Consider the following 12735-nt stretch of genomic DNA (forward strand, 5'->3'; position numbering starts at 1 on the left):
TCTACTTGCACAGCGTGGATGGACCATTTCGTGATAAAGTTCAGCGGCGTTCTGTGAGTAGATATATTCCTTTTATTCCTGCAGCTTGATCTTAATATTCCAAGGAATTTTTACAAAATAGGCGGTATTTTATTGACAAATATACTATGCATGGGTATAGTATAAATATAAAAGGAAAAGGAAGTGATTCATTTGGATAAATTCTTACATGATCACCCAAGTAAACCAAGAACAAAAGATGAACAGCAAAAAGTCATTAACCGTTTAAAACGAATAGAAGGTCAAGTTCGTGGTATACAGAAAATGGTGGAAGATGATCGATATTGTGTAGATATTTTAGTACAAATTAGCGCGATTCAATCCGCCTTAAAAAATGTAGGTTTCGCTATCACCGAGCGACATATCAACCATTGTGTCAGTGATGCGATTAAACAAGGTGAAGGCAAAGAAACGATTGAGGAATTGATGGGAGTATTAAAACAGTTTTCGAAGTAAGGAGGGGATCTATGATGAGTGAAACAAATCATGCAACACTTGGAGTAACAGGAATGACTTGTGCAGCATGTTCCAACCGTATTGAAAAAATTTTAAATAAAATGGACGGTGTGGAAGCCCAGGTTAATTTAACGACAGAAAAGGCAACCGTAGAATATGATCCTGATCAAACATCTATAGAAGATATTACCAAGAAAATCGAAAATGTCGGCTATGGTGTTTTAATGGAAAATACTGAATTAGATGTGTTTGGAATGACCTGTGCAGCATGTTCGAACCGTATTGAAAAGGTATTGAATAAGCAAGAGGGTGTAAAGCACGCAACGGTTAACTTAACAACAGAAACTGCATCGATTGAATATAATCCAGGACTCACAGATGTTAAAACATTGATTGAAAAAATCAGAAATGTGGGTTATGATGCGAAGCCTAAAGCGGAAGCAGCCGAAAAGCAAACACATAAAGAAAAAGAACTAAAACATCAGAAAACGAAATTAATCATTTCAGCCGTGTTAGCTGCACCGCTATTAGTAACCATGTTAGTTCATTTATTTAATATGACGATACCGGATATATTTATGAATCCGTGGTTCCAATTTGCTTTAGCAACACCTGTTCAATTTATCATCGGTTGGCAATTTTATGTTGGCGCCTATAAGAACCTTCGTAATGGTGGGGCAAACATGGATGTGCTTGTTGCGCTAGGTACGAGTGCTGCTTATTTCTATAGTTTATACGAAGCTTTCAAAACTATTGGTAACCCTGAATATATGCCGCATTTATACTTTGAAACGAGTGCTGTATTAATTACGTTAATTTTATTTGGTAAATATTTAGAAGCAAGAGCAAAAAGCCAGACAACGAATGCACTATCCTCTTTACTTAATTTACAAGCAAAAGAAGCTCGCGTTATAAGAAATGGCGAGGAAATCATGATTCCAGTAGATGAAGTGGTCGTTGGTGATCGACTAGTTGTAAAACCAGGAGAAAAGATACCTGTAGACGGTATCGTTGTAAAGGGAAGAACATCTGTGGATGAGTCGATGATTACAGGGGAGTCCATTCCAATTGAAAAAGAAGTAGACGCTGGCTTAATCGGCTCAACGATAAACAAAAATGGTTCGATTGTTATGGAAGCTACAAAGGTTGGGAAGGATACTGCCTTGGCATCAATTGTTAAAGTTGTGGAAGAAGCTCAAGGATCGAAAGCACCGATTCAGCGATTGGCTGATGTCATTTCTGGCTATTTCGTACCAATCGTTGTAGGGATTGCCATTCTTACATTTATCGTATGGATAGCCTTTGTCCAACCTGGTCAATTTGAATCTGCCTTAGTTGCAGCAATTGCTGTACTTGTTATTGCCTGTCCATGTGCGTTAGGTTTAGCAACACCGACTTCCATCATGGTAGGGACAGGAAGGGCGGCAGAGAGTGGCATCTTGTTTAAAGGTGGAGAACATTTAGAAGGAATACATCAGTTAAATGCCATTGTTATGGATAAAACAGGAACAATTACAAAAGGGAAGCCCGAAGTAACGGACTTTACCGGTGATGAAGAAGCATTACAATTGTTGGCTAGTGCAGAAAAAGGGTCAGAACATCCACTTGCAGGAGCTATTGTGGCCTATGCAACCGAGAAAAATATTGACTTTGTAGAAGTGGATGAATTTGATTCTATACCTGGCCATGGTATTGAAGCAAGACTAGCTGGAAAACAAGTTCTCGTTGGAAACCGAAAATTAATGAATGATTATCAAATTGATATGGAAGGTAATGAAGAGGAATTAGTTGAATTTGAAACGGATGGTAAAACAGCGATGTTAATCGCGATTGATGGAGCGTATCGCGGAATTGTTGCGGTTGCAGATACCATTAAAGAAACAGCACCTCAGGCAATTAGAGAGTTAAAAGAACAAGGTTTAGAAGTTATCATGTTAACAGGGGATAACGAAAGAACAGCTCAAGCTATTGCAAAACAAGTAGGAATCGACCAAGTGATTGCCGGGGTATTACCTGAAGAAAAAGCGGATAAGATCAAAGAAATTCAAGATATGGGTAAAAAAGTAGCAATGGTTGGTGACGGTGTGAACGATGCACCTGCATTAGTGACTGCAGATATCGGAATTGCCATTGGAACTGGTACAGAAGTGGCGATTGAAGCAGCCGACTTGACGATTCTTGGTGGAGAATTATTACTCATACCGAAAGCCATTAGAATCAGTCATGCAACCATCCAAAATATTCGTCAAAACCTATTCTGGGCTTTTGGATACAATACAGCAGGAATCCCAGTTGCAGCGGTTGGATTACTTGCTCCATGGATTGCTGGTGCAGCTATGGCGCTAAGTTCAGTAAGTGTTGTTTCTAACTCCCTTCGCTTAAAACGAGTGAAACTTTAAATTGGACTCATTTAAAGGAGGTGAAAAATAATGGAAAAAACATTAAATGTACAAGGCATGTCATGTGGCCATTGCAAAATGTCTGTTGAAGGTGCATTAAAAAAATTAGATGGCGTATCAGCAGCTGAAGTTAATTTAGAAGCTGGCAAAGTAGATGTTACGTTTGACGAATCAAAAGTAAATGTGGATGCGATGAAAGAAGCCATTGAAGAACAAGGCTATGATGTTGAAGCCTAAACATAAGAAGCAACAGCTGGTTTTCTGCGAAGTGGAAAATCAGCTGTTTTTTTGTTTAAATGGTTAAATACTAACTTTCTTCTTCTTTCTCATTATCGGGAAATAAAATTACTGGAGAATAAGGTGCGCTCGGGTCATCTTTTAGATTAATAAAATATTTTAAAGTCTTTATTCTCAAACAAATATATTCTTTTGTTACTTTAATTTTATCACGCATTAACGGTCTGTAATAACCCCCCTGAATGAAGTTTCACTTTATCAGAGGTTGTCTTTTTTGTGCATAAAAAAGTGATACTCACCATTTTCTAGCGGGTACCACTTATCTTTAATTACTGGGTTTTGTCCCAGTCTCTATTTTTCTTTTTCTGTAAATTGGACGGCGGTTTCCGCAAATTGCTCAATCTTCTCAATTTCCTCGTTGGATGGTGTCAGATCAACTTTAAAACGTTCTGGTAAAAGCTTTGCACCAAGAAAATTAAGCTTATCGCCCATTAAATCGACAGACAAACAAAATTCATCATAGGCAGTATCTCCGGAACCGAATACAGCGAACACGGTGTTTCCAAACTCGGCATCATCCAATTCATCATAGAAATCTTCCGCTTCAAAGGGGACTTCGCCATCATCAGAAGAATGGGTTCCAATGAAGACGATATCATAGTCGGATAATTCATCAACATCGATTGGATCGAAGTCGAACGTTCTAATTTCTACATCATGATTTTTATATTCAAGATAGCCGGCAATTGCCTCGGCCATCATTTCTGTATTTCCAGTTGTGGAAATATAAAGTAGTAATACATTTGCCATTTTAAATTCCTCCACCTTCCACCCTCAATCTTAACGCATTGATAGAATTTGTTTCAATAAAAAGGACATTCTAGAAAAAATTTTATATCTGTTCTACAATAATAAAAGTAGGGGGAAATTAGAATTAGGTCTTTTTGGTCATATAAATCTGCTTAGAACTTTTAAGTAATGTAGAAAGCTGCCGATATAAGATAGGTAGACTTATGGAAATTCATAACATAGTAATCAATACATAGGGAAAAGGGTGAAGTGATTGAAGAAGGAACAGACCAAGAAGAAAAATAAGCGGCAAAAATTTATGACCGGTCTCCGTATGCAATTGACGATTCCATTTGTCATTCTAATCGTTCTCGCTGTAGGTATCGTCGCCTTTGTCAGTTACAATTTCAGTGTTCGAACGACAACAGACGAACTATCGAAAAATGTGGAACAGCAAATGAACAGTGTGAACCATACATTTGATATGTATTTTGGTCATATGGAGAACGCTTTAACCCGCATGGCGTCCAGTTCAACAATCCGTAAATATGGCGGGGATGATTACCTTGAATTATTTTCTTATTTACAAGAGTCGAGTTTAGCAAGTGAAGATCTGATGGCAACATATGCAGGCTATGATGACAGTGAAGAAATAATAATTTTTCCTCATGATGATGCGATAAAAGATGTCAATCCCAAAGATCGGGGTTGGTATGTGGAAGCGGTGGAACGAGATGGGGGAATCATTTGGACAGAACCTTATGAAGATGCTCTATCAGGAGATATTGTAATTACAGCTGCGAAAGCTTTTTATGAATATAATCAGCTTGTTGGAGTAGCTGGAATTGACGTTCACACGCAAGCCTTGTTTCGCTTGATTAATGATATTCAAATTGGAGATAACGGGTATGCAATTGTTCTGGACGAGGCTGGGAACTACATTACGAATCCTGATGAATCAAAAATGGGAGAAAATATAGCAGATGAAGCTTTTTTTCAAGAGATAATCGCTGCGGGGGATCAGGGTATGATTGAGACGACTGTAGGTGGAGAAGAGTTAACGATCGGTTTTATCAAAAACCCGACAACAAACTGGATTATTGCAGGAGTCATCAATCAAAGTGAATTTCGAGATAAGGCAAGTGCGGTAATGTTGCCGATATTTATTACCCTGCTCGTTGTATTAGCCCTTGCAATTAGTGCTGCAACACTTATCGCGAGTCGAATTATTAAGCCGATTCGTGACCTTCAACAATCAATGAAACGAGTGGAAAAAGGGAATTTAACGGCAACGAAAGTTCTCAATCGAAATGATGAAATTGGCGGGTTAAGTAAAAGTTTCAACTTTATGGTAAGTGAAATGCGGAATGTGATTGACCGAATAGCTTATAGTTCGAATAAAGTTGCAGATGCTGCGGAGAATCTTGTGGCGAGTACAGAAGAAAACACCGCGTCTGCAAATGAAGTTGCTCGAACGATGGAAGAGATTGCCGCTGGTGCGAGTAATCAAGCCGACTTAAATGAAAAGAATACAATGTCATTCCATTCCTTATCAAAGATGATTGAGGAAATTAAAGAAAAGAATGAGCAAATGTATACCCAGGCGCAAGATATGGGCCGGCTTTCCAGCACAGGTGTAGAATCGATTCAAGCACTAGCAACACGATCTGCTGAAACTGCAGAAGTTGCAAGTCAAGTGATGACAGCAATCGAACAATTAAATGAAAAATCTACGAACATCCATACAATTGTGGATAAGATTGCAACTATCGCTAGCCAGACGAATTTACTTGCACTGAATGCATCAATTGAAGCCGCCCGAGCCGGAGAGCATGGTCATGGCTTTGCCGTTGTAGCTAGTGAAGTAGGGAAGCTTGCTGAAGAGACGGCGGACGCTTTGAAAGATATTGCAGCAATCATCGAGGAAATGCAAGAGGAGACAGAGCAATCGGTTGAGCTTGTGCAGAACACAATGGAATTATTCGAACAGCAGAGCGAAAGTGTCGGTGATACAGGTCAAGCCTTCCTTGCGATATCTGGATCCGTGAATGAGAATAGTCAAATGACCGAACAGATTATGGAACTTACGAACAGGATTGTTGAAATGCAGAAAGAACTCATTCAGAATACGGAAAATTACGCGTCAATCAGTGAAGAAACAGCAGCAGGAACAGAAGAAATTTCCGCATCCATAGAAGAACAAACTGCTTCGATGGAAATGTTGACTAATTTAGCTACAGATCTAGAAGCAATTGCAAATACAATGAATGAGGAAATTGATCGTTTTAAAATTAACTAAGCCGTTGCAAAAAGGCTAAGGAACCGAGCTTTGGAAAGGATGTACGTGATGGAAACCAATCAATATCTAGATGTCTTTCTGGATGAAAGCAGGGAACATCTTCAAGCGATTAATGACCATACTCTAAGATTAGAAAATGAACCGCAAAATGAAGGATTAGTGAACGAAATCTTCCGTTCTGCCCATACATTAAAAGGGATGGCCGCAACAATGGGTTATGAAGACATCGCTTCATTGACACATAAAATGGAAAATGTTCTTGATCTAATTCGCAACAAACAATTACAAGCTACGACTGAAGTAATTGATATTATTTTTATCGCCATCGAATACCTGGAGGAAATGGTCGAGGCGATAAGTAATGGCCAGGATGGGAAGAAGGATGTCACAGAATTAGTTGCTCGCCTTGATCGTTTCGAAAAAGGGGAAGCAGCAGCTACAGCAGAACAGAACAAAGCAGAGGGGCCTGAAGATACTGCTACCGTCCCTGTTAATCTGGATGAGTTTCAGATGACTATTATTGAACAGGGGGAGGAGCAAGGATTTGCTGCTTATCAGATCATCGTAGAGCTTTCCGATGAATCGATTTTAAAAGGCGCTCGAGCTTACATGGTCTTTGAAGCTTTGGAAGATAAAGGGGAAGTCATTAAAACAATTCCGGCGACAGAAGATATCGAGGAAGGTAATTTTGACAATTCCTTCGAGTTGATTTTTCTTTCCAAGGAAGCCCCTGATAATTTTGAACCTTTGATTTTAAAAGTTTCAGAGATTCGTGATGTCGTTATAAATCGGGTACGTTTCCATCAAGAGGAGGTCCAAGCTGAAGAACAGGAATTTGCGGCAAAAGAAGAATTGAATGAAAGCAATCCTGTGGAGCACGTGGAATCAGCAGTCTCTAATCATCAGCCTGCAAAAACGATTCGTGTCAACTTAGATCGTATTGATGACTTACTTAATCTGTTTGAAGAAGTAGTCATTGATCAAAGCAGGTTAAATGTAGTAGCAGATGGGATTAAGAACCCAGAACTAACGGAAACGGTAGAGCATATGAACCGAGTATCATCTGATATGCAAAGCTTAATTTTAGCAATGCGTATGGTACCAATTGAACAGGTGTTCAACCGCTTCCCCCGTATGGTACGTGGTCTTGCCCGCGATTTGGAAAAAAAGATCAACTTGGAAATAATTGGTGCGGATACCGAGCTTGATCGAACGGTAATTGATGAGATTGGGGACCCGCTCGTTCACTTGATTCGTAATTCGGTGGACCATGGAATCGAACGACCAGAAGAGCGGAGAAATTCTGGGAAGGCGGAAGAGGGAAATGTCGTCTTACGAGCGTTCCATAGCGGAAATCATGTCTTTATTGAAATTGAAGATGATGGTGCAGGAATCAATTTAAATAAGGTTAAGAAGAAGGCTATCGATAATGGAATAATAACAGCGCAAGAAGCGGATCAATTGTCTGAACAGGAAGTATCTCAATTAATTCTCGAATCCGGATTCAGTACAGCTGAAACAGTTTCCAGTGTATCTGGCCGTGGTGTTGGGCTTGATGTTGTAAAAAATAAAATAGAATCTCTTGGTGGTTCGATTTCTATTGAGTCGACTCAAGGGGAGGGGAGTATATTTTCCATTCAATTGCCATTAACCCTCTCGATTATTACAACCTTGCTCGTGAAATCTCAAGAAGAGACATACGCGATTCCGCTATCGTCGATTATTGAAACGGTATTGCTTCAAAAAGAGCAAATCATGACGTCCCACGGACAAAAGGTAATGGATTTCCGGGGGCAAATTGTTCCATTACTTGATTTACAGGAAGTGCTGGCAATCCCGGAACTTGAAGCAGTGGAAAAAGAGCAGGCTGTAGTTGTAATGAAAAAAGGAGATAAACTTACTGGACTTGTCGTCGATCATTTAATTGGTCAGCAGGAACTTGTTTTGAAATCTCTAGGGGACTATTTAGGAGATGTATTTGCCATATCAGGAGCGACAATTTTAGGTGATGGACAAGTAGCTTTAATAATTGATCCGAACGCATTAATAAAGTAAGGTGGGATTGGAATGGAAGAATCTCGTAAATATATATTATTTTCATTAAATGGGCAGGCCTATGCTGTAGATGCCCAGTATGTCATATCAATTGAACGGTTGCAGCAGATCACAGAGGTGCCGCAAACGAAGGAATTCATTCGGGGTGTAACGGAAATCCGCGACGAAACAACAGCAATTATTGACTTGCGAATCGCTTTAAGTTTAATGTCGACAGAGAATACGAATGATACACGGATTCTCGTGGTTACATTGGAAGGTATGCAAATTGGCTTGATAGTAGATGCGGTAACAGAAGTGCTAGATATTAATTCAAATAATATAGAGGATGCCCCTTCAATCATTTCGGGAGTTCAAGCCACTTACCTCGAAGGCGTAGCAAAAGTCAATGAACAATTGATCCTCCTCTTAGACATTGCTAAAACGCTTGATATGGAAGATAAAGAGGGAATAAAAGAAGTATTACAGTAGAAAAGTGGGACAGGGGGTCAGAGCATTTGTCCCAGGTTAGGGACAAACGCTCTGACCCCCTGTCCCGTTTCCTTATCGTTTTCGCTCAACCTTTGGTACAATGGTTTACGAACCGTATTATAAATGGGAAGTACTATATTTTATAGGAACAACCATTAGGGGACGAATGGCAGGTCCATTAGTAGGTGGCTTTATAGTCGATTATTATAATATTGAAATGTTGTTCTATTAATCGGACTACTTCTGATCCCTTCTATAACTACCTTCCTGTATGACAAAAAAATAAAAGCCGAGCAAGGAGGAGCATCATGAAAGATATTAAATTAATTGCATTAGATATGGATGGTACATTGCTGAATGATAATCAGGAAGTACCGGAAAGGAACCGAAAAGCAATAGAGCAAGCACTTGCAAAAGATGTTCATGTCGTATTAAGTACGGGTCGCGGATTTAATACGTGTTACCCTTACGCAGTTGATCTTGAATTGCCTTCATATCTTATTACTGCCAATGGTGCGGAAATTTGGACGATGGAGAAGGAATTACTTAGAAGAAGAAAACTGGAATCGGAAATGATCGAAAAGCTTTATAACATTACTACACAAGTAGGAGCAGAAATGTGGATGATTTCCACAGAGGGAGCATTTAACGGAAATTTCCCGAACGATTTCAATAAGTATGAATGGCTGAAATTCGGCTGTCATACGGACGATCAACGGAAACTTGATATTCTTATCAAAGAGTTTTCCGAGTTTGAGGAACTTGAGTTATCCAACTCGCTACCGATGAATATTGAAGTTAACGCTAGAGGAGTTTCCAAGGCGGATGCACTCGAGTTTTTATGCGAGCGAATCGGTATTACGATGGATAATGTGCTTGCCTGTGGAGATAGTCTGAATGATATTAAGATGATTCAAGGATCAGGAGTCGGTGTTGCAATGGGAAATGCCCAGGAAGCGATTAAGAAAGTTGCCGACTATGAATCTGTTACGAATAATGAAGGCGGAGTAGGGGAAGCAATTGAGAAGTTTGTATTGAATGTATAAAGTTAAGATACGAAAAGGCGATTCTTTCAACATAAAGAGTCGCCTTACTTGTATTTGTCACTTTATGTAGTCAACAAAGTGAATCACTAGACACGCTTACTTCTACAAACTGCCACTCGCTTTCATTCATCGTAAGTACAACCTTCTCCTGGAGGTCCGCAGTCCAGACACCTCTCGCTTTCCGCAGGCGGCTGGTGAGCCTCCTCGGGCTGTCGCCCTGCGGGGTCTCACCTATGCCTATCCTCCTGCTGGAGTCTCGAGGTGTCTGGACTGCTCCAAGGAAAGACCAAATTTGGAGCATTATTTCTCATTTTAGTAAAATGACGCTTATCAAGGTGGGATACTTTCCATTAATAATAATCCTCTTTACTAGTTCAGTTGCCCGGTGGACGGTGACTCCTGCGGGAAAGCGGAGACGATGAGACCCCGCAGGAAGTGCCTTTCTTCCGAGGAGGCTCAGCGCGGAGCCCGCGGAAAGCATCCGTCCACCGGGCAACTGAACGGCGATTAGAGTTCTAAACTAAAGGAACGAGCAAAGACACTTACGCTGAATGAAAATATCTCATTTATAAATTTAATTCAAATCATGTGCTTGCATTTTTTCTAATTCTTTTTCATGTTTTTTCTTTAATGATTTTCTCCCCTGATCCCATTGCTCCAATAATAAGAGCAGTCCGATAATCAGGATGATGAAATAGAACCATAAACTATTAATACTGCCATTGATTAACGAAACGGTCATCCAAGTTGTAAAAATAACAGGTATTAGAGCACCCAATAGGGATTATTTCTGGTGGAAAGGAAATATTGTAAACCGAGAAAAGCTACAATGATAAATACATCGTAAATTCCATAACCAAACATTATTCTTCATTCCTTTCTTGTTTATATTTATCAATAATTAATTTCGCCTCTTCTAAGTTGATCCGGTCGTCAATCGATAGTTGCTTAATAAATTGGATAAAGCCCTCGTTTTCTACTTTCTCGTTGATCTTAATCTTTTCAATTAATCTGTCGAGCCGGATTCTAACAGTAGGGTATGAGACATCATAGAGCTTGGAAATTTCTTTTAAGGAACCGGAGTGGATGACAAAGTTTTTGATGAATTCGATGTCTTCCGTTTCTAAAGCTAATATCCAGGCAGGAACGTTATTCATTTCCATCCTTTCACCTCATTTTTTATTGTTTAAATATATCTTAACATAAAATTAAATAAAGTTAAAGAAAAAATAAATATTATTTAAATATACAATGAGAGATCGAGGCAGAGCAGTTGGCGAACGAATGAATTTGAGTTATGATACGAGGACAGATTATCTTATTATTTCGAAGTTAGGAAGTGTGTGAACATGGAGGAACATAAAGAAATGTCGAGGGTAGAGACGAAGACCCCGACGAAAATGTTAACAATCACAGCCGCACTAGTTGCAATCAATTTAGTATTAAATCAATTCACTTTAGCATTTGGTCCCTTGCTGGAAATTGGCTTTGCCTTTTTGCCGATCGCAGTACTTGCCTATCTTTATGGACCAGTGAATGCAGGAATTGCTTCTGTTGTTGCTGATATTATTGGCTTTGTGTTACGGCCAGCGGGATTCTTTTTCCCTGGGTTTACATTTAATTCATTATTAATTGGCTTATTATTTGGATGGTTTCTCTATAAGAAACCCGTCACACTCAGTCGGGTTGCGTTAGCTAACTTGGTTGTTACCATTGTAATTACATTAATCCTAACACCGATTTGGTTGAATATTATGTTTGGGAGCCCCCTTTTTGCTGGACCGCGGATGGTGAAGGCGATTGTTCTTTATCCGATTGAAGTAGGATTGTTATATGCCTTATTAAAATCGATTAGTAGGGTAGACTTAAAACTATAGTCAATCGATTATCACCTGGGATTTTAACATGCATAAACTAAAGATATCAGGCTAGTAAAGGATGATTCTCATGAAGCTTAAAAAATATTATGTTTCCGGAAATACAGCAGAAGGTTATATTGACAGCTTAGCGACAAATTTGCACGGAATAGACGAAGTGGTTCAGCTCGACAATCCGTCCTATAGAGTGAATACAGCCATTTTGCAGCAATTAATCGAACAGAATAAAGACGACACTCCGATTGAAGTATTGAAAAGTCCAATCAGTGCAGCGTATCTTGAAGGGGTGATCTTCAGGGATAAACAGCTCGCCATCTTGGGTAATCGGGAATGTCCATTTACAAATCAAGCATATGATCTATTTAAAAAAGGGTTGCGTATTCATGATGAACTCGAGCAAGTTTTTATCAAGGAAATGGATTTCGAGAAGGCAGATGATTTAGCAAAGAAATATATCGATAAGCTGCTTCCGGTGCTTCCGGATCATGTGAATGAAACTCGTGAGCCTTATATTTACCGCAGATTTTTCGGCACGAACACAATGGATGGTGTCGTAAATGAAGTGCCTAATCTGATTTCAGAACTTGATCTGATTTATCACATTAAAGGTCGGGCAGGCACGGGCAAATCGACATTTATGAAAAGAATTGTAAAAGCATGTCTTGAGCGCGGGTTGGATCTTGAATTATATCACTGCAGCTTTGACCCGAATAGTATTGATATGGTACTTGTGCCGGAACTAAAGTTCTGTTTATTTGATAGTACGGACCCGCACGCATTTGAACCAATTGACAAATCGAGAGAGCAAGTCATTGATTTATATGAAGAAACCGTTACACCAGGAACGGATGAAAGATATGCAGAAGAAATTGACAACCTGACAAAGCAATATAAGAGCTACATGAAAAAAGGGGTGGCTGCCCTCCAAATGGAAGGTGCTGAAATCGTCGAACAAGATACGAAGAGACCGTTCGATCAGATGGAAATAACGGAAAGAGTCAACAACCTCCAGGCGAAACTTGATTAAAACTCCAATCCTTGGGCAAACTAAGCAAAACAGACAAGTT

The 12735-nt window shown here is 39.5% G+C and carries 12 protein-coding genes; 9 read left to right on the top strand and 3 right to left on the bottom strand.

The window, feature by feature from the left end; all coding sequences use genetic code 11:
* Positions 1–192 precede the first annotated feature (192 nt).
* From IEX94_RS04905 to copZ, 3 genes are read left to right on the top strand one after another with little or no spacing between them, the layout of a single operon-like run.
* Positions 193–495, top strand: coding sequence for a metal-sensing transcriptional repressor (locus tag IEX94_RS04905; RefSeq protein ID WP_188856273.1), 303 nt, complete (start codon positions 193–195; stop codon positions 493–495).
* Between the two features lie 14 nt (positions 496–509).
* Positions 510–2894 (top strand): heavy metal translocating P-type ATPase, encoded by a 2385-nt coding sequence (locus IEX94_RS04910; RefSeq protein WP_188856274.1) that lies wholly within the window; start codon positions 510–512, stop codon positions 2892–2894.
* 30 nt (positions 2895–2924) lie between these two features.
* On the top strand, positions 2925–3131 hold the full coding sequence (gene copZ / locus IEX94_RS04915) for a copper chaperone CopZ (protein ID WP_188856275.1): 207 nt from the start codon (positions 2925–2927) through the stop codon (positions 3129–3131).
* Positions 3132–3482: 351 nt separating this feature from the next.
* Here copZ and IEX94_RS04925 read toward each other — a convergent pair whose 3' ends face one another.
* Positions 3483–3941, bottom strand: a complete 459-nt coding sequence (locus tag IEX94_RS04925; RefSeq protein WP_188856277.1) for a flavodoxin domain-containing protein — start codon at positions 3939–3941, stop codon at positions 3483–3485.
* Between the two features lie 253 nt (positions 3942–4194).
* On the opposite strand from IEX94_RS04925, the gene IEX94_RS04930 reads away from it, so the two are divergent.
* The 4 genes from IEX94_RS04930 (at position 4195) to IEX94_RS04945 (ending at position 9791) form a co-directional block, all read left to right on the top strand.
* Positions 4195–6219 (top strand): methyl-accepting chemotaxis protein, encoded by a 2025-nt coding sequence (locus IEX94_RS04930; protein WP_188856278.1) that lies wholly within the window; start codon positions 4195–4197, stop codon positions 6217–6219.
* 48 nt (positions 6220–6267) lie between these two features.
* Positions 6268–8274 (top strand): chemotaxis protein CheA, encoded by a 2007-nt coding sequence (locus IEX94_RS04935; RefSeq protein WP_188856279.1) that lies wholly within the window; start codon positions 6268–6270, stop codon positions 8272–8274.
* Positions 8275–8286: 12 nt separating this feature from the next.
* Positions 8287–8745, top strand: a complete 459-nt coding sequence (locus IEX94_RS04940; protein ID WP_188856280.1) for a chemotaxis protein CheW — start codon at positions 8287–8289, stop codon at positions 8743–8745.
* 308 nt (positions 8746–9053) lie between these two features.
* Entirely contained in the window at positions 9054–9791 is a 738-nt protein-coding gene (locus IEX94_RS04945; protein ID WP_188856281.1) for an HAD family hydrolase, read from the top strand.
* Positions 9792–10365: 574 nt separating this feature from the next.
* Here IEX94_RS04945 and IEX94_RS04950 read toward each other — a convergent pair.
* Positions 10366–10569, bottom strand: a complete 204-nt coding sequence (locus IEX94_RS04950; RefSeq protein WP_229782572.1) for a hypothetical protein — start codon at positions 10567–10569, stop codon at positions 10366–10368.
* Positions 10570–10654: 85 nt separating this feature from the next.
* On the bottom strand, positions 10655–10954 hold the full coding sequence (locus IEX94_RS04955; protein WP_188856283.1) for a DUF2089 family protein: 300 nt from the start codon (positions 10952–10954) through the stop codon (positions 10655–10657).
* A 186-nt stretch (positions 10955–11140) separates the two neighbouring features.
* Here IEX94_RS04955 and IEX94_RS04960 point away from each other — a divergent pair, with 186 nt between their 5' ends.
* Entirely contained in the window at positions 11141–11668 is a 528-nt protein-coding gene (locus IEX94_RS04960) for a folate family ECF transporter S component (RefSeq protein WP_156855629.1), read from the top strand.
* A gap of 70 nt (positions 11669–11738) precedes the next feature.
* Positions 11739–12695 (top strand): hypothetical protein, encoded by a 957-nt coding sequence (locus tag IEX94_RS04965; RefSeq protein ID WP_156855628.1) that lies wholly within the window; start codon positions 11739–11741, stop codon positions 12693–12695.
* Positions 12696–12735 lie beyond the last annotated feature (40 nt).

Source organism: Oceanobacillus indicireducens, from assembly GCF_014647195.1.
Lineage (GTDB): Bacteria > Bacillota > Bacilli > Bacillales > Amphibacillaceae > Oceanobacillus > Oceanobacillus indicireducens.